The following is a 17,237-nucleotide window of genomic DNA, read 5'->3' on the forward strand; positions in this document are numbered from 1 at the left end:
GTGTGGGGGGCCCGGCTCGCGCAACCACCGGTATTGATCGGGGCTGGGCCGGGGGGTGTCGCATTTGCCCCCCCCCCCCCCCCGCCGGCCCCCCCCGGGGGGCGGGGCGGCCCCCGGGGGGGGGCCCCCCCCCGGCCCTCATCACACCCGTTCGAGGAGCACGCTCATGCCCTGCCCGACGCCGATGCACATCGTGCACAGCGCCCGCCGGGCCCCGCGCTCGGAGAGCTCCAGGGCCGCGGTGAGGACGAGCCGGGCCCCGCTCATACCCAGCGGGTGGCCCAGGGCGATCGCGCCGCCGTTGGGATTGACGTGCTCGGCATCGTCGGGAAGTCCGAGCTCCCGCAGGCAGGCCAGCGCCTGGGCGGCGAACGCCTCGTTGAGTTCGATCACGTCCAGGTCCGCGACGGACAGCCCGGTGCGCTCCAGGAGCGCGCGGGTCGCGGGGACGGGGCCGAGTCCCATGACGCGCGGCGCCACTCCGGCCACCGCTCCGCCGACCACCCGGGCGAGCGGAGTGAGGCCATACCACCGTACGGCGTCACCGGAGGCGAGCAGGAGCGCGGCCGCCCCGTCGTTGACGCCCGAGGAGTTGCCGGCGGTGACGGTTCCGCTCCCGGTCACGAGGGGACGCAGTGAGGCGAGTGCGTCCGCGGACGTCGCCCGCGGGTGCTCGTCGCGGGCGACCTCGAACGGTTGGGCCCGCCGCCGTGGGACCTTGATGGTCGCGATCTCGGTGTCGAACCGGCCCCGGTCCATCGCGGCCGCCGTCCGCTCCTGGGAGCGCAGCGCGAAGGCGTCCTGGTCCTCGCGGGAGATGCCGCACTCGGCGGCCACGTTCTCGGCCGTCTGCGGCATCGAGTCGACGCCGTACAGCTCGGCCATCCGCGGGTTGACGAAACGCCAGCCGATCGTCGAGTCGTGTACCTCCGGGGTGCGGGAGAACGCGGTGTCCGGCTTCGCCATGACGTACGGCGCCCGGCTCATGCTCTCCACTCCCCCGGCGATCACCAGCTCCGCCTCACCGCACCGGATCGACTTCGCCGCGGTGGCGACCGCGTCGAGACCGGAGGCGCACAGGCGGTTGACCGTTGCGCCGGGGACGGATTCGGGCAGCCCGGCCAGCAGCGCCGCCATGCGGGCCACGTTGCGGTTGTCATCACCGGCCTGGTTCACGCAACCGAAGGTCACGTCGTCGATCGCCTGGGCCGGAATCGCCGGCACCCGCTCCATCAGGTCGCCGATCACCTCGGCGGCGAGATCGTCCGGCCGCATGCCGGACAGGGCGCCGCCGTGCCGCCCGATGGGAGAACGCACTCCGGTGACGACGAACGCTTCCCGAGCTGTGGCACTCATATCGGCCTCCTTAGCACTTCAGCCTCCCTGGCTGCTTGCCTGAAAGAATACTACCTACTACGGTAGGTACTAGTCCTCGACCTGGAGGTTTGCAATGACAGCAGCGGATTCCCCGGTACGCCGTACCGTCCTTGTCACCGGTGGCGGGCGCGGCATCGGCCGCTCCTCGGTCCTGGCCTTCGCCCGGGCCGGCTTCGATGTGGCGGTGAACTACAGCCGCAGCCAGGACGCGGCCCGGGCCGTCGCCGACGAGGCCGAGCAGGCCGGCGCCAAGACGCTCCTGGTGAAGGCGGACGTGGCCGACGAGGCGGCGGTGCGGGCCATGGCCGACGCGGTGGAGGTGCACTTCGGCCGGCTGGACGTGCTGGTGAACAACGCCGGTACGACGACCGACACCCCGCCGTCCGATCTGGACGGCCTGTCCATGGAGGACTGGGACCGTGTCTTCGCCGTCAACGTCCGGGGCACTTTCCAGGTGACCAGGGCCTGCGTACCGCTCCTGAGAAGGTCCGCACCGGCCGCCGTGGTGAACCTGGCGAGCGTGGTCGGCGTACGCCCCGGCCCGCAGCCGTTCCCGTACGCGGCGAGCAAGGCCGCGATCGTCAATCTGACCCGGACGCTGGCCGGAGCCCTGGGCCCGGACATCCGGGTCAACGCCGTCGCCCCCGGCTGGATGGAGGGCGAGTGGATGGAACAGGCCCTCGGCGACAACTACGAGGGGCTCATGGCGCGCCGGGCCAGGCGTACGCCGCTGCGGAAATGCGTCACCGCCGACGACGTGGCCACCACGATCCTCAACCTGGCGACGAGCAACCCGTTCGTCAACGGCGAGACGGTCGTCATCGACGGCGGCTACACGGCCACGACCTGACCGTGGCGAAGGCGGCCTTCCCGATCGGCCTCGATCGGCCCGCCGCCCGCCGCCCGCCGCCCGCCAGGAAGGCACCCCATGAACAACGAACACGAACCCCGGGCGGACCGCCCCCTCGTCCGCCGGGAGGACCGCGGCACGGTGGCCGTCCTGCACCTCGACGACCCGGACCGCAGGAACGTCCTGTCATCGCGCATGGTGCAGGGTCTGGTCGACGCCGTCGACGCGTGCGAGCAGGACGGCACCGTCAGCGCGATCGTGCTGACCGGCACCGGCCCCGCGTTCTGCGCCGGAGCGGAACTGGACAACCTGCTGGCCGCCGCCAAGGGCGAGGAGCACCGGCTGCGTGAGGTGTACGCGGGCTTCCTGCGCGTGGCCTCCTGCCTACTGCCGACCATCGCCGCCGTCAACGGCCCCGCCGTGGGAGCCGGTCTGAACCTCGCCCTGGCCTGCGACGTACGACTGGCCTCCGAAGAAGCCCTGTTCGACTGCCGGTTCGCCCGGCTCGGCCTGCACCCGGGCGGTGGCCACACCTGGATGCTCACCCGTGCCGTCGGCCACCAGGTCGCCACCGCCATGCTCCTGTTCGCCCAGCCCCTGACCGGGCACGCGGCAGCCGACGCCGGACTGGCCCTGCGCTGCCTGCCGGGACCCGAACTCGTCGACGCGGCGGTCACGCTCGGCGGGCGGGCGGCCGGCACCGATCCGGCCCTGCTGCGGACGATCAAGCAGACTCTGCGCGAAAGCGGCGCGGAACCGGACTTCCCACGGATGGTCGACACCGAGTTCGACCGCCAGGTGCGCTCCCTGCACCAGCCCGCATTCACCGAAGCCCTGGAAGGGGCCCGTGCGCGTCGCCGCACGGGCCCTCGCCCCTGAAGGAGGCATTGTGCGCCGTATCGATCTCCACGCCTATCCCGGCACCCAGCCCTGGATCGACTCGCAGGGCGTCTTCGTCGAGGCACTCGGAAAGTACTGGGGCCGCGCCTGGTCGGCTGAGTCCGAGGAAAAGGTCATGGACAAGTTCACCGAGGCCGGCGTCGAGGTGGTGCTGGTCGCCTTCGACATCGAGTCCGTCATCGGGGCGCCGCCCTGCACCAACGACTACGTCACCGAGCTGCGCGCGAAGTACCCGGAGCGCGTCATCCACACCTGGGGCGCGGTGGACCCGTTCAAGGGAGACGCGGCGATCGCCGAGGCGAAGCGCGCGGTGACCGAACTCGGCGTCCTCGGCTTCCACTTCCACCCGATCATGGGCCGCTACCGGGTCGACGACCGCGAACTGTACCCACTGTTCGAGACCATCTCCGGCCTGGGCGTGCCGGTGATGATCGACGTCGGAACCACCGGCATGGGCGCCGGCATGCCGGGCGGTCTGGGCTCCCGCATCGAGCACGCCCACCCCCTCGCGGTGGACCACCTCGCCGCCGACTTCCCCGACATGACCATCATCGCCTCCCACCCCGGCTGGCCCTGGATCGACGAGATGACAGCCGTCGCCCTGCACAAGGGCAACGTCTTCTGGGAACTGTCCGGCTGGGCACCGAAGTACTTCCCGGACCAGCTCAAGAAGGACATCCGCGGCCGGCTCCGCCACAAGATCATGTTCGGTAGTGACCACCCCAGCCTCCCCTACGAGCGGATCTTCCGGGAGTGGGAGGAGATCGGCTACGCGGACGACGTCCTCGCCGACGTATTCCACAAAAACGCCGAGCGGATCCTGGGACTCTGATCAGCTGACCGGCCGACGGCACGCGCGATACTGTCATCACTACCGCAGTGGTGACGATCCAGGAGGTGTCTGGAAAGGTGTCCGGGGATGCCACGGCCAAGGCCGTCGAGCAGCTGACCGAACTGGGATTCTCGCAGTACGAGGCCAGGGCCTACGTCGGTCTGCTCGGCTCCGAGCCGATGACCGGGTACGCCCTGGCCAACCGCACCGGCATCCCGCAGCCCAAGGTCTACGAGACCCTGCGCAGACTGGAGGAGAAGGCCGCGGTGGTCCGCGTGGGCGACAATCCGGCGCGCTTCCTCGCCGTGCCCTCGGACCAGCTCCTCGCCCAGGTCGACGCCGGGTTCCGTGCCCGTGTCGCCGAGTCCCGGAGGAGCCTCGCAGAGCTCAGCCAGGGGCAGGCGAACCAGCGCGCCCACGTGCTGCCGTCGCTGTCCGACTGGGAATCCGTCGCGGCCACAGCCTCCGGTATCCTCCGCCGCGCCATACAGCACGTCTACCTCTCCGCCCATGCCGACCAGCTCACCCCGCTGGAGGCCGACATCAGTGACGCCCAGGACCGCGGTGTCCGCTTCGACGTCCTGTGCTTCGGCACAAGCCCGGTGACGGTCCGCAACGGCCGCACCGTGCAGCACACCAGCACAGAAGGCATCCTCTACCGCCACCACCAGGCACGGCACCTCGCCGTCGTCGCCGACAACCACGACACGCTCTGGGCCCTCGCGCCGGACGGCCACGACTGGAACGCCGCCGTCATCAACGACCCGCTGTTCACCGCCGTCGTCAAGGGCTACGTCCGCCACGACCTCTACGTCCAGCAGATCTACGCCGACTTCCCCGACGAACTGCGCGCCCGCTACGGCCCCGGCCTCCAGCAACTGGTGCAGCCCTCCGATGCCAGAGAAGCACCGCCCCGCAGTCGCCCTGGGTCCCGTGCCCGCACCGCATGACCAACGACCATCAGGCAGAAGCGAGCCGCCCCATGCCGGTAGGTGTCGTCTGGGTCCCAATGTCAGGTGCCGCCCGTCCTCATGGCGTCGGTGGTAAGCAGTCTGCCTGCCAGCGCCGCTGTCTGGCGCAGCCAGATGTGGGCGGGGTCCCGTTCGTGCAGAGGGTGCCACCACAGGGTCTCGACCAGCACGCCCGGTTCGAGGGCGAGATCCACTACGACCGTGCCCGCTTTCCTTGCTGAAGTGACGGGTGATTCGTTCGGGCACCAGGCTCAATTCGGCCCGCCCTGGGTCGCCGCGTACCGGGCCGTCACCGAGGTCAGCCGGATCACCGAGCCCAGCGACGGCCCCCGCGGAATGCTGAACGCCGCGATGCGTACCTACTGCCGGCTGCTGGCCGCCAACACCGGCCCGGCCCGGGCGCTGGTGGTCGAGTCGGTCGCCTGCCCGGCGATCCGTACGGTACGGGTCGAGTGCCTCACGGCATCGTCCCAGCTGATGGCGGCGCTGGCGGCCGAGCGCCGGCCCGACCGGCCGGTACCGCCGATGGCCGGTACTGCCGCGATCGGGGCGGTGTGCATCTGCCGGCCACCGCCATCGAGGAGGGCCCGGCCCTGTCCTCGATGACGGCATCCTGGCCGACACCGCCTACCGTCTGCTGCCCGCCAGACGGCCCGGCCTCACTTCAGGTGTCGGCCCAAGAACCGGCACCCGTCCTCCAGCTCGAACCACGGGGTGCCGGTGTGCCCTCCCAGATTGGCGTGCAGCGTCTTCTCCTTGCTGCCGAAGGCGTCGAACAGGTCCAGGGCCCGTTGCCGGGGGTTCCCCTCGTCGTCCCACTGCAGCAAGAACAGCAGCGGAATGGTGACCTGTCGGGCCTCCTCACGCTGGGCACGGGGCACGTACCCCCCGGCGAAGAAGCCTGCGGCCGCGATGCGCGGCTCGACCACTGCCAGCCGAATGCCGAGGGCGGTCCACCCCCCGGAGTACCCGACCGGGCCGCCGATCTCGGACAGCTCAAGGAGGGCGTCCAGAGTGGTCTGCCATTCCGGGACCGCGTGTTCGACCAGCGGGCCGATGAAGGACTCGAAGATCTCGTCGACCGGCTCGCCGGCCTGCATCGCCCGCCGGAGGTCGGCACGGGCCTGCTCGTCGGCGGCGGGACGGGGACGGTCACCGCACCCGGCGGCGTCGATGGTGGCCACCGCGTAGCCGCGCGCCGCGGTGTACCGGGCCCGGGCCACCAGCCGGGGTTCCGCCTTGGGCAAGCCGTTGTTGTGGGCCATCAGGACCAGCGGGGCCGGTGCGGATCCGGGCGTCCACAGGGTGCCGGGGATCTCGCCGAGGGTGAATTCGCGCTCGAGGACGCCGTCGTCGAGGCGCTGTTCAGAAGTGAATTGCACGGTCGTGCCTTTCGGGAGTGCTCTTGAGCGGCGCTCCCGGACGACCTATCGCCCGACCGTAACCCCGGAGGGGAGCACCCATGTCGATACTGCGTTCACGGGTACCACCTCCTCGTTCTCTCGCACGGCCTCCGGGAGATTAGCAACGGTCGCCGTGGTCCGCCAACGGATTTTTGCGGAGGCTCCGTGGCCGGATGCCGCCTCACCACATAGGACACGGTCCAAGCTTGTGCTTTATGGTCTGGCCTGGTTGCGCTCGGTGATTGTCCCAGGCCCTTTGACGGTCTTCCCCACGTCGTAGCGGGTGGCGGGCCGCTTGTTCTTCGAACCGAGCGGTCTGCCAGGGCCTGGTGTGGAACGGCATAATGCGCCCATGGATCATGGAAGAGCGCGGGCGTTCGTCGACTCGTGGCTGACGGCGTGGAACACGCACGACTTGGACGCTCTGTTGACGCACTTCGCCGACGACGTGACGTTCCGGTCGCCGGTGGCCGCACAACTGCTCGGCAGTGACGGGGTCATTCGCGGCAAGGACGCGCTGCGTGCCTACTGGGCGGAGGGCCTGCGGCGCATCCCGGACCTGCAGTTCGAAGTGGTCGGATGCTACGTCGGCGTGGACTGCCTGATCATCAACTACCGCAACCAGAGGGGCGGACTGGTCAACGAGGTGCTGATCTTCGAAGGCCCGCTGGTTGCCGAGGGATACGGCACCTACCTCGGCGAGGACGCCAACCCGGCCGGGGCACGCTGAATTTGGTCTGGGACCCGGCTCGAACGGCCCCCCCGAACATGATCACTCGGAAGTGCATCCGTCGGACGTGAGGGTGGCCTTCGGCTGATCCTGTGTTACGGCCAAAGAGGCACCTGACCAGTACGAAGGCCGTGGGGGAATGAGTCTGCTCGCATCCCGATGTCCAGCTCGAAGTCGGGAGGCTGAACTCAGGACTCGCACGGTGGGAGTTTTTGCGCAGTCACAGCCCTCGAATAGCGCCGAGGGCGTTCTTCGGCGCATCGATGAGCTGATCAACGATGACGCTGCATCCCACCCAGGTGGCCCGCCTCATCCCGCAGCTGGACGAACTGCTTGCCCCGGCAGGTGCCGAGGACCTTCGAGGTCTCGTCATCCCGGATGACCGGGACCAGCCTCTGCGGCATCCTCGGCTGTCGGACCCGCTCCATCGGCGACCGGTCGATCTCGCCCTCCCCCACACCCCCCGCACGCACGCCGACCGCCCGTTCGGGTCACGCTGCCCCGCGGTGTGAACGCGCTGCGGGCCTTGGGAAGTTGCTCTCGTTGCTCGCTCCGAAACCGGCACCGGGAACTCCGCCACCCACCTGGACACTGGACGACGCTGCGCGCGCCGGAGCGGGATCCGTGGCCCGGGAACGTCGCAGAACTCGCATATTCCGTATGGGCGTTGGCGGGACACCGGCGGCACGCCGACCGCACCTCGGAATGGCGCCCGGGCCCGCGTCGGCCGCGGGCGCCGTCCGCCGGGTCACGGCTGTGCCGGGGCCGCCCTGCGCAGGGCCGTGACGCAGGTGGCGATCGCCTGCTGGAGTTCCTCCAGACGCTGGACCATGTCGTCCTCGTAGATCGTGTCGAGGTCGTCCACGTCGTCGAAGGTCAGCTCCTGGAAGACCTTCGTCGCCTTCTGGAGGCTGCTGTAAAACTTCGTACGGCGCTCCTGGAGGCGCAGTTCCGGGTCAGCCTCGACGCTCTGGACGACGAGGTCCTTCACTGCGCCGTACGCCTCCGCCGCCCACTGGCCGGCCTCTTCGTCATCGTCCAGCTCGTCGATGAGCGACAGATGGCGCTCGGCCTCGTTCCGCAGCTCGGCCGAGGCCTCGATCGTCTGCCCGGCCGGCGTCTTCACCTGGCCGTTCTCGACAATCTGGCGCACATAACCGATCCGGCCGGCCACCTGGGTCTCAGTCGCCACCGCCTTCTTCAGCTCATCGGTGCGGGCGATGTCACGGGCCAGCTCCGTCTGCAGCGCCGGGTCCTCCTTCAGCCGGTCCAGGAGCGCAGCCCGCGCCGCCTGCGCGGTCGAGGGGTCCGCGAGGATCGCGGCGCGCAGCGCGGTGGGGTTCTCGGCAACCTCGAGCGCCTTGGTCGGCCGGATGCCCTCCGCCTCGGCTGCCGCTGCGATCGCCGTACCACGCACCGAGGAAGCGCTGTTGCGGGAGTTGTAGTACGACAGCCACACGTCGGCGTCCGGCAGTTCGATGTCCTCGCCGGGGGCCAGGGCCTCCAGGTGCGGCACGAGAGCATCGTCGGCCGCCATGTCCCACGCCTTGTAGTAGCGCATGACCCGCTCGGGTGAGCACCCCGCCAGCTCGGCGAACCGCTTTGCGGAGACTTTCGGCGTCTCCCCGGCGGGCTGCCCGCCGGGCCGCACACTGCGCGCCACCTTGAGCGCGAACGCCCAGCCGCCCGTCCGCGCGTACTCCCCGAACTCGCGCGCGTCTCGAACCACGGCCTCGGGAAGGCCGTGCGAAGGGGCGGTCATGTCCCGGCGGGGGACGGGCACAGGCGCAGGATCGGACAACGGGGCGAGTACCGTCCCAACCGGCGGCGGGACTGTCACAGCGTCACCGGACGCCGGGACATCGGGCGCCGGGACAGCCGCCGACTCGCCCAGCGACAGATCCTCCGCGCCAGTGGATGCGCCCGGCTCGACCCAGAACTCCCCCGCGCCGACAGCCACTTCGAGGGACGACTCGCCGACGGGCGTCTCTTCGGCAGGCGTCCCTGCCACGTCCGTCTGCTCCACGACCGACTCCTCCCCCGCCGTCCCGGCAACGAGCTTCCCCTCGCCGGACTTCCCCTCGACGGTTGCCTCGTCAGCGGATGTCGCGTCGACGGGTGTAACGGCCCCTTCGGATGGAGCGAACGCTGCGGTCACAGGGGCTCTCCCAGGCAGTCTCGGACGGTGGTAACCGAAGCGAGCAGCCTATATGAACCCGTTGTTGCGCCTTTGCGAGCCTGCGTGTCTCACCTGGACCAAGTCCGAACGGGCCAGGGCCCGTCGAGTCCGCGGAACGCGGCAAGTCACCATGCAGACCAACGACCTTAGGATCGGCGTCGACCTCGGCGGCACGACACTCCAGGTCTTCGGACGACGGAACGGTCCGAGTATGGGGCGCCACGGCCGGCGCCTCTCCCAACCACGTGATCGAACAAACGCACCGGGTGTGGAGCACCGCCTCGTCACCAGTCGACGACCGCCTGGCCATCAGCACCAGCCACAGCGTGTTCCGCATCGTCCACCAGGCCAGGACGATGCCTTCGACCGCCAGGGAGCTGCAGTCGAGTCCGTCGGCTGGTCTCCCGACGGCACCCGCGTCGCCACCGAGGACCATGACGGCATCCTGAGGGTGTGGTCGGACCAGGACCGGTGATGGTTCCCGGCGGCCCGTTCGCCATGGGCACCAGCAGCGAGCCGTGTCGGGTTCCAGAACTCGGCCTGGCCCGGTGACCAATAGAGAACCACGCGCCGGGATAGAAGTTGGCACCCGCTACGTGTACGTCCTCGGCGTGACCAGCCATCCGGACGGGCCGTGGACCACGCAACAGGCCCGCAGTCTCCTGATGAACCTCGGCCACCGAGCATCCCAGTTCGCGTCCTCATACGCGACCGGGCCGGCCAGTTCAGCAGTTCCTTCGACATGGTCCTCGCCGGCGAGGACATCAAAGTCGTGAAGATCCCTCCGCGGTGCCCTCAAGCGAATGCGTATGCGGAGCGGTTCGTGCGCACCGTCCGCTCGGAGGTCACCGACCGGATGCTCATCTTCAACCGGCGCCACTTGCGCTACGTGCTGGACGAGTACGCCCAGCACTACAACGGACGAAGACCTTCCGGGTGATCGTCAGGTGTTCGTCATCGCCGACGCGGCGCGCTCGCCCCCGCACACGCTGCGCCCCACCGCACGACGTGACGAGGCCTGACAGCCGCCCGCCCGGAAGGGAGTCGCGCAAGCGACTCCCCATCGGAGCCGCCCGAGCCAGGACCCCGCGCGAACACCGTGGTCAACCACTGGAAGGGCGTCTCACCGACTTCAAGCCAGCCACGATGCCCCGCCGCACAGCCGGCCGTCAGGAGCGCCGGCAGCGCGTCGCACGTCTGCCGGGAGGAGCTCACCGATCACGAACGCCGGCTGCCGATCGCTCCCTGAGGGTGACGCGCGGCGACCATCCGGACGCGAGCCCGCGAGGCGGGTGTCCGGGTGGTGATCCGCTGGGGGTGACCTCGGAAATCCGGGACGGGACACGCGAAGGAGACAACGGCATGTTCGGACAGTCGAAGGCGTTCAGCGGCTTCTCGGTCGACGACCTCGGCAAGGCCCGCCAGTTCTACGGCGAGACCCTCGGCCTCCAGGTCGAGGAGAGCGGGCAAGGCGACATGAGGATGCTCACGATCAAGCTGGGCACTGGCGCAAGCGTCTTTGTCTACCCCAAAGACAACCACACACCCGCGAGCTTCACGATCCTGAACTTCCCCGTGGACGACATCGAGACAGCCGTCGACGGGCTGACACAGCGCGGCGTGAGCATGGAGCGCTACCCGGAGTTCGGGTCCGACGCCAAAGGCATCGTCCGGGGCCCCGAGGGCCCAACGGCGATCGCCTGGTTCACGGACCCGGCGGGCAACGTCCTGGCCGTGATCCAGGAGAACTGAACCCTCGCCCATGTTCGAAGACCCTGCGGCCCAGGGACAGCCGACCAGCGCCATGGTGACTCAGCGGGGCACTCACCGGTGTGGGCGATATCGGCGCCGAAGGGCAGGGCATCCGAAGGTTTCGCGTGGGCCTTGCGTGTCCGGTCGCGTCGAACGCGGCCTCCCCGATCACCGCCATGTCCCGCCCGATGAACCCGCCGACCAGCACGCCCCCGAGCCCCGTCACGACCGCGATGGGGGCGGGCACCGGTGCCGGCCACCGCCCCGGTGCGCGCCCCCTTGCGGGCCGCGGGGCTCGCCTCGAACTGCACCAGCGCCGCGACCAGCAGCAGTGCCACGCCGAGGATCAGCGGCAGCGTGAGCGTGCCGATCGCGGACCAGATGCCCGAATCGGTGCTGGTCGCCTGGTTGAAGTGGGACGCGACACCGCGCCGGCGCTGCATCGTGATCAGTACGACCTCGAAGAGCGAGCTGAAGACGGCCAGTCCCGCCGGTACGCGGACCCACCAGCACGCGGGCAGCTGCCGCACGATCCACACCACGGTCCACACGAAGACGCCGAAGGACAACCCGAACGCGACCGGCTTGCGCCACGACACCGGCCCCCACCACGGCCCGCCGTCCACCAGGCGCCACCACACCGTGGAACGCGCCCGAGGCCACCACGCCCTACCTGTACCGCCACCTCGCGTACTGGCCGGCCAGGTGCTGCCCGCGAAGCAGCTCGCCGAGATGAAGAAGACCGTCCCGGCCGAGGCGGTGGGCGGCCGCTATGGGCTCGGCCTCATCGAGAGCGAGCTGAGCTGCGGCATCCGGATCTGGGGCCACAGCGGCGGCATCCACGGCTCCAACTCCGTGGCGTTCACCACGACCAACGGCAGGCACTCACTCGCCCTCAACCTCAACGGCGACTGGGCCGGCGACCCGGAGAAGATCATCGCGGCGGAGTACCGCGGCACATAGCCCGGCCGTCGGACGCAGGACAGGCACGAACTTCCAAGATCATGTGGGTGTCGAGTCCACTGCCCCCTACGGACGTCCGTGCCTGCCGCCGCCTCACCGAACCCAGGCTTCGACTCGAGAGCGGCATCTTCGCCGACCTCCGAGTAAAGGTGCCGATGAGCGGCATGCTCAACCTCGAAGCCCGAAGGCGACCCATACGAAAAGGGCCCCCACAAGCTCTCGCCTGCGAAGACCCTTCACACCGTCGGGACGACAGGATTTGAACCTGCGACCCCTTGACCCCCAGTCAAGTGCGCTACCAAGCTGCGCCACGTCCCGATGCGACCGTCGCGGTGAACCGCGTGATCGCGCGTAGAGCACTTTACCTCACGTCGCGGCGTGCTCCGAAGTGGGCGTGGGGCGGGGGACAATCGGGGTATGGGTAGTGCTTCTGACGACGGACGGGACCGAGATGCCGAGGGGCGGGCGCGCAGTGCGCGGCCGCGGGACGGGCTCGGGCGGCCGCTGCCTTACGGGGCCGACGGGGTGGAGCGGCAGCCTGAAGGGGTCGTACGCACGCCCGAGGAGACCGTCGACGAGGCGCAGGCGCTGTTGGAGACGGGGAAGCCGTTCCATGCGCACGAGGTCTTCGAGGACGCCTGGAAGTCGGGGCCGGAGGAGGAACGGGCCCTGTGGCGCGGACTGGCCCAGCTCGCGGTGGGGCTCACGCATGCGGCTCGCGGGAACCTCACGGGTGGAGCGCGGCTGTTGCGGCGGGGGGCCGGGGCGGTCGAGGAGTGGGGGGCGCAGGCCGGGCAGGAGCGGCCGTACGGAATGGAACTGCCGGAACTCATCGCCTGGGCACGTGAGTTGGCCGGGGTCGTGGAGCGGGACGAGGCCGCGGTGGACGCGGGGGCGTGGGCTCCTCAGCTGCGCGGGAGTAAGGCGTAGCGGCGCAGGCCTGAAGGCCTGCCGCCCGTTCCGGTCAGGTGCGGTGATCCGAGTGTCAGTGGCGTGGGGCAGACTCGGGGTGTGCGAAAGATTCATGTCATCGGCATCGGGGCGGGCGACCCCGACCAACTGACCCTTCAGGCGGTCAAGGCCCTGCGGAGCACGGACGTGTTCTTCATCCTGGACAAGGGCGAGGTGAAGTCGGACCTCGTTCAGCTGCGCCGTGACATTCTCGACGCGCACATACCGGCGGGGACGTACCGGCTGGTGGAGGCCCGCGATCCGGAGCGGGACCGGGCCGCCGGTGGTGCGGGCTACTCCCCCGCCGTCGGGGACTGGCGCCGGGCCCGCGCCGACATCTACGAGCGGTTGATCGGCGAGGAGTTGGGCGAGGAGGAAAGCGGGGCGTTCCTGGTCTGGGGTGATCCCGCGTTGTACGACAGCACGCTCGGGATCCTGGAGGAGATCCTCGAGCGGGGCGCCGTGGCCTTCGACTACGACGTCGTACCCGGCATCAGCAGCGTCTCCGCCCTTGTCGCCCGCCATCGCACGGGCCTCAATCGGGTCGCCGGACCAGTGCAGATCACGACGGGCCGACGCCTTGCCGAAGGCTTCCCCGAGGGCGTCGACGATGTCGTCGTCATGCTCGACGCCCACCAGGCCTTCCAGCAGTACGCCGACCAGGACATCGACATCTACTGGGGCGCCTACATAGGCACCCCGGACGAGATCCTCGCCTCGGGCCCGCTCGCGGACACGGCGCCTCGCATCGCCGAGCTCCGCTCGGAGGCTCGTGAGCGGAAGGGCTGGATCATGGACACGTACTTGCTGCGCAGGCGGCCGCGGGGGTAGGGCGGGGCCGTTGCACCGGGCCCCGCCACGAGGCCCCGCATCCCGCGGGGCCAGGCGCTCCGCGGGAAAGGCGGTTCGAAGCTGCGGGTGCGTCGCGGCTGGTCGCTCCCCCACTCTCGGCTTCGCTCGAGCGGGGGGACCCCCTATCGCGGCGGAGCCGCATATGTCACAGCCCCGCGCCCCCTTGAGGGGCGCGGTACCGCAGCGCCGGCCACCGGACTTCTCCCCCTTCACCCACCCCTACCCGGCCCCATCCCCTGGGCTCGCCCCAGACCCACACCCAGGCTCAGCCGGCAACAACTCACCGCACCGGCACCCCATCAGGGACCCGCTCGATCACCCACCTGCGGCGGCCCAAGGCCCCGTCCCCGAAAGGCCGCCCTCCAGCCAGGCCAGTACCTCGGCGACATCGGCGGCAGGCACCACTCCCTCCGGCAGCGGAGGACGGCGTACCACCACCACCGGGACGGCCAGGGCGCGGGCGGCCGTCAGCTTCGCTGACGTCGAGGCGCCGCCGCTGTCCTTCGTCACCAGGACGTCGATTGCGTGCTCTCGCAGGAGGGTCGTCTCGTCTTCCACCGTGAACGGGCCACGGGCCAGCAGGACTTCCGTGTGGCGTGGCAGCGGCGGCTCGGGGGGCTCCACCGAGCGTACGAGGAAGTGGAGCTCGGAGAGCCGGGCGAAGGCTGCCAGGCCCAGGCGGCCCGTCGTCAGGAAGACGCGGCGGCCCAGCGACGGGAGCAGGTCGGCGGCTTGCGCGAGAGACGTCGTCGAGTGCCAGCGGTCGCCGGGCCCTGCCTGCCAGCCGGGGCGGCGCAGGACCACGGCCGGGACGCCCTCGGCCCTCGCGGCCTGCGCCGCGTTCACCGTGATGCCCGAGGCGAAAGGATGCGTGGCGTCGACCAGTGCGTCCACACGCTCCGTGCGCAGCCACCGGGCGAGCCCTTCCGCCCCGCCGAATCCCCCGACGCGTACGTCCCCTTCGAGCGCCCCCGGCCGGGACACCCGGCCCGCGAGCGAGGTGGTCACGCGCACGCCGGGCCGGGCGGCGAGGGCCGCGGCGAGTTCGCGGGCCTCGGCCGTGCCACCCAGGACCAGGACATGGACATGCGGGGACATGGCGTCGAGCGTACGGGCCACGGGAATCAGCAAAACGCCAGGCTCAGCGAAGCAGCAGCTGCGCCCCGCCCACCACCGTCGCCGCGATCACCAACTGCTCGAAGAGCCGCTGGTTGATGCGGTCCACGGCGAGCTTCCCGATCACGGCCCCCGGGACGACGAAGGCGGCGAGGGCGGCGTCCAGCAGCAGTGAGCGGCCGTCGATCAGGCCGAGGCCCACGCTGAAGGGCACCTTGGACACGTTGACGATCAGGAAGAAGAAGGCCGAGGTCCCCAGGAAGCCGAGCTTGCGGAAGCCCGCGGAGAGGAGATACATCGACATGACGGGACCGCCCGCATTGGCGACCATCGTCGTGAAGCCGCCGAGCACACCGTACGAACGTGCCTTGATCCGGCCCGCCGGCGACGTGACCGCCTCCGGCTCCTCCTCCGCCGTGGCCTTCCGGCGGCGCCACACCGTGACCCCGGCCATCAGCAGCAGAATCGCGCCGATCGACATCCGTACGATCTGGTCGTCCGCCCACATCAGGAACACCGTGCCGACGACCACGCCGCCCGCCACCGCCGGGAAGAGCCGCCACAGCGTGGGCCAGTGGGCGTGCCGGCGATAGGTGAGCACGGCGAGTACGTCCCCGACGATGAGCACGGGCAGTAGTACGCCGGTGGAGGCGCGGGCGGGCAGGACGGCGGCGAAGATCGCGAGGCTGACCGTGTTGGCTCCGCTCACGGCGGTCTTCGAGAAGCCGACGAGCATGGCCGCGGCGGCGAGTGCGGCGAACTCCCAGACAGAGATGTGCCAGAGCGTCATCGTGTTCATGCGGAGACTGATGCTATGCGCAGCCATCTCTCCGTGTCAGGACCGTCTCGCCAGGTGGCCCCTTGCCGACAGGGACACAGGGCCCATGGTCGGGCACTGTGGACCGCCGCCCCGCTGCCTGGGAAGATCGTCCGGAACCTTCGCCGACGTCGATGGAGGAGCGAGCCGTGACTCCACCCACGCGTGAACGCGCGGGCTTCCTGCGTCGCTGGCTAAGCAGCATCGCAGAGGACCAGCCCGGCCCTGTTGAGGACGTTCAATGCACCGATGTGGTCCGCGTTCGCGGACATGCCGCACGCCGTGCATTGGAACTTCGCTTGGGTGGTGCGGTTCTCCTGCGCGGTGTGCCCGCAGGCCGGGCAGGTGCGGGAGGTGTTGCGGGGGTCCACCGCGATGACACTCCGACCAGCGCTTTCAGCCTTGCCTGTGAGGATCGCGAGGAACACCCCCCAACCCGCGTCGAGGATGGTTCGGTTGAGTCCGGCCTTCGCGGCCCGCTGGTTGGGCAGGAACACACCGGGCTGCTCGGGGTCCGGTTTGGGCTTGGGGGTGCGGGTCATGCCCGCGGTGTTCAGCTTCTCGTGCGCGATCGTGTCGTGGTCGCGCACCAGGGTGAGGGCGGTCTTGTGGGCGTGGTCCAGGCGCTGGCGCCGGATCCTGGTGTGGATCTTGGCGACCTTGCGGGCGGCGGCACGGTGCGCCTTGGTGCGCCGCTTGGTGCGCTTCGGGAACGTTGCCAGGTGCCGCTGAGCTTCGGCGAGTTCCTCGGCCGCCTCCTGGAGGAAGCGGGGGTTGGCGATGTGCTCGCCGGTGGAAGTGGTCAAAAAGTGGGTGACGCCAAGGTCGATGCCGACGACGGCACCAGTGGTCGGCAGCGGCTCGGCGGGCACCTCGTCGCAGGACAGGACCACGTACCAGCGGCTGCCCTCCCGCTTGACCGAGACCGTCTTCACCCGGCCCTTGACCAGCCGGTGCTGGTGCACGCGGATGTGCCCGACGCCCTGCAGCCGGGCGCGGGTCTGCCGGTCGTGCGGGGTGGAGTCCCAGCGGCAGCCGTCGCCGTCCTTGGGGAAGACGACGGTGTCGAAGTGCCCGGCGCCCTTGAAACGCGGGTAGCCAGGCTGGTCGCCCGTGCGTACGCGACGGAAGAACGCCTGAAACGCCTTGTCCAGGCGGCGCAGGGTGGCCTGCTGCGAGCTGAACGACCAGCGCCCTTGACGCTCTGGGTCGAACGCCCGGATCTCCTTGAGCTGCGCGGACTGGTCGCCGTAGTTGATGCTCGTCTTCGAGCTGTGCCGCCAGGCGTCCCGTCGCTCCTGCAGCGCCCCGTTGTACAGCGAGCAGTGGTCGGCCAGCATCGCGCGCAGAGCTTGCTCCTGGCGGATGGTGGGGCGCAGGAGGAACTTGTACGCGCGGATCACGTCCGGCGCCTCCGCTCACGGCGCAGGGCGTCCGCGAGGAGGACGCACGCGGCAGCATTGATCGAGATACCCGCCCCGTGGGCGTATTCCTCGACCTGTCGCTTCAAGTCCGGGGGGACACGCAGGTTCAGCGACTCCCGG

19 protein-coding genes and 1 tRNA gene are annotated in these 17,237 nt (G+C 70.1%); 12 read left to right on the plus strand and 8 right to left on the minus strand.

The features are described 5' to 3' along the window. Nucleotides 1-141 precede the first annotated feature (141 nt). Nucleotides 142-1,356 (minus strand): 3-oxoadipyl-CoA thiolase, encoded by a 1,215-nt coding sequence (pcaF, locus tag ACGFNK_RS16300; RefSeq protein WP_393416305.1) that lies wholly within the window; start codon nt 1,354-1,356, stop codon nt 142-144. 94 nt (nt 1,357-1,450) lie between these two features. Between pcaF and ACGFNK_RS16305 the strand changes: the two genes are divergently transcribed. From ACGFNK_RS16305 to ACGFNK_RS16320, 4 genes are all read left to right on the plus strand, one after another. Then, the gene (locus ACGFNK_RS16305; protein ID WP_393416307.1) at nt 1,451-2,227 is read left to right on the plus strand and encodes an SDR family NAD(P)-dependent oxidoreductase; all 777 of its coding nucleotides are present in this window, start codon (nt 1,451-1,453) and stop codon (nt 2,225-2,227) included. A 78-nt stretch (nt 2,228-2,305) separates the two neighbouring features. Then, entirely contained in the window at nt 2,306-3,106 is an 801-nt protein-coding gene (locus ACGFNK_RS16310; protein ID WP_393416309.1) for an enoyl-CoA hydratase, read from the plus strand. A 10-nt stretch (nt 3,107-3,116) separates the two neighbouring features. Next, complete coding sequence (locus tag ACGFNK_RS16315; RefSeq protein WP_393416311.1) at nt 3,117-3,959, plus strand: amidohydrolase family protein; 843 nt, start codon at nt 3,117-3,119, stop codon at nt 3,957-3,959. A gap of 65 nt (nt 3,960-4,024) precedes the next feature. Further along, complete coding sequence (locus ACGFNK_RS16320) at nt 4,025-4,909, plus strand: TrmB family transcriptional regulator (protein WP_393416313.1); 885 nt, start codon at nt 4,025-4,027, stop codon at nt 4,907-4,909. A gap of 62 nt (nt 4,910-4,971) precedes the next feature. Here the strand turns inward: ACGFNK_RS16320 and ACGFNK_RS16325 are convergent, their stop codons facing one another. Beyond that, complete coding sequence (locus ACGFNK_RS16325) at nt 4,972-5,124, minus strand: hypothetical protein (protein WP_393416315.1); 153 nt, start codon at nt 5,122-5,124, stop codon at nt 4,972-4,974. A gap of 28 nt (nt 5,125-5,152) precedes the next feature. Between ACGFNK_RS16325 and ACGFNK_RS16330 the strand changes: the two genes are divergently transcribed. After that, nucleotides 5,153-5,536 carry a hypothetical protein gene (locus ACGFNK_RS16330; RefSeq protein ID WP_393416317.1) on the plus strand — a complete coding sequence of 128 codons (384 nt, stop codon included), beginning with the start codon at nt 5,153-5,155 and terminating at the stop codon, nt 5,534-5,536. A 53-nt stretch (nt 5,537-5,589) separates the two neighbouring features. Here the strand turns inward: ACGFNK_RS16330 and ACGFNK_RS16335 are convergent, their stop codons facing one another. Then, nucleotides 5,590-6,312, minus strand: coding sequence for a dienelactone hydrolase family protein (locus tag ACGFNK_RS16335; protein ID WP_393416319.1), 723 nt, complete (start codon nt 6,310-6,312; stop codon nt 5,590-5,592). 373 nt (nt 6,313-6,685) lie between these two features. Between ACGFNK_RS16335 and ACGFNK_RS16340 the strand changes: the two genes are divergently transcribed. Together ACGFNK_RS16340 and ACGFNK_RS16345 are read left to right on the plus strand one after the other, a co-directional pair. Next, nucleotides 6,686-7,063 carry a nuclear transport factor 2 family protein gene (locus ACGFNK_RS16340; RefSeq protein WP_393416321.1) on the plus strand — a complete coding sequence of 126 codons (378 nt, stop codon included), beginning with the start codon at nt 6,686-6,688 and terminating at the stop codon, nt 7,061-7,063. Between the two features lie 278 nt (nt 7,064-7,341). Continuing rightward, entirely contained in the window at nt 7,342-7,575 is a 234-nt protein-coding gene (locus ACGFNK_RS16345) for a hypothetical protein (RefSeq protein WP_393416323.1), read from the plus strand. Nucleotides 7,576-7,811: 236 nt separating this feature from the next. Here ACGFNK_RS16345 and ACGFNK_RS16350 read toward each other — a convergent pair whose 3' ends face one another. Continuing rightward, complete coding sequence (locus ACGFNK_RS16350; RefSeq protein ID WP_393416978.1) at nt 7,812-8,825, minus strand: hypothetical protein; 1,014 nt, start codon at nt 8,823-8,825, stop codon at nt 7,812-7,814. A gap of 1,159 nt (nt 8,826-9,984) precedes the next feature. Between ACGFNK_RS16350 and ACGFNK_RS16355 the strand changes: the two genes are divergently transcribed. From ACGFNK_RS16355 to ACGFNK_RS16365, 3 genes are all read left to right on the plus strand, one after another. Beyond that, nucleotides 9,985-10,182 (plus strand): integrase core domain-containing protein, encoded by a 198-nt coding sequence (locus tag ACGFNK_RS16355; protein WP_393416325.1) that lies wholly within the window; start codon nt 9,985-9,987, stop codon nt 10,180-10,182. Between the two features lie 422 nt (nt 10,183-10,604). Beyond that, nucleotides 10,605-10,994, plus strand: a complete 390-nt coding sequence (locus ACGFNK_RS16360) for a VOC family protein (RefSeq protein WP_393416327.1) — start codon at nt 10,605-10,607, stop codon at nt 10,992-10,994. A gap of 249 nt (nt 10,995-11,243) precedes the next feature. Next, nucleotides 11,244-11,957 carry a hypothetical protein gene (locus ACGFNK_RS16365; RefSeq protein WP_393416329.1) on the plus strand — a complete coding sequence of 238 codons (714 nt, stop codon included), beginning with the start codon at nt 11,244-11,246 and terminating at the stop codon, nt 11,955-11,957. A 244-nt stretch (nt 11,958-12,201) separates the two neighbouring features. Here ACGFNK_RS16365 and ACGFNK_RS16370 read toward each other — a convergent pair. Further along, nucleotides 12,202-12,275 (minus strand) — tRNA-Pro (locus ACGFNK_RS16370). Nucleotides 12,276-12,374: 99 nt separating this feature from the next. Between ACGFNK_RS16370 and ACGFNK_RS16375 the strand changes: the two genes are divergently transcribed. After that, nucleotides 12,375-12,887: a DUF309 domain-containing protein gene (locus tag ACGFNK_RS16375; protein WP_393416331.1), complete on the plus strand. Its 513-nt coding sequence runs from the start codon at nt 12,375-12,377 to the stop codon at nt 12,885-12,887. 81 nt (nt 12,888-12,968) lie between these two features. Next, a complete protein-coding gene (gene cobF, locus ACGFNK_RS16380) occupies nt 12,969-13,739 on the plus strand; it encodes a precorrin-6A synthase (deacetylating) (RefSeq protein WP_393416332.1) in 771 nt (256 codons plus the stop codon). 336 nt (nt 13,740-14,075) lie between these two features. Here cobF and ACGFNK_RS16385 read toward each other — a convergent pair whose 3' ends face one another. The 3 genes from ACGFNK_RS16385 to ACGFNK_RS16395 form a co-directional block, all read right to left on the minus strand. Continuing rightward, nucleotides 14,076-14,858, minus strand: a complete 783-nt coding sequence (locus tag ACGFNK_RS16385; protein ID WP_393416334.1) for a cobalt-precorrin-6A reductase — start codon at nt 14,856-14,858, stop codon at nt 14,076-14,078. A 43-nt stretch (nt 14,859-14,901) separates the two neighbouring features. Beyond that, nucleotides 14,902-15,675: a sulfite exporter TauE/SafE family protein gene (locus ACGFNK_RS16390; protein ID WP_344389300.1), complete on the minus strand. Its 774-nt coding sequence runs from the start codon at nt 15,673-15,675 to the stop codon at nt 14,902-14,904. A 212-nt stretch (nt 15,676-15,887) separates the two neighbouring features. Next, nucleotides 15,888-17,096, minus strand: a complete 1,209-nt coding sequence (locus tag ACGFNK_RS16395) for an RNA-guided endonuclease InsQ/TnpB family protein (RefSeq protein WP_393416337.1) — start codon at nt 17,094-17,096, stop codon at nt 15,888-15,890. Nucleotides 17,097-17,237 lie beyond the last annotated feature (141 nt).

The organism is Streptomyces sp. NPDC048825, from assembly GCF_043198355.1.
In the GTDB taxonomy this organism is placed as follows: Bacteria; Actinomycetota; Actinomycetes; order Streptomycetales; family Streptomycetaceae; genus Streptomyces; species Streptomyces xiangluensis.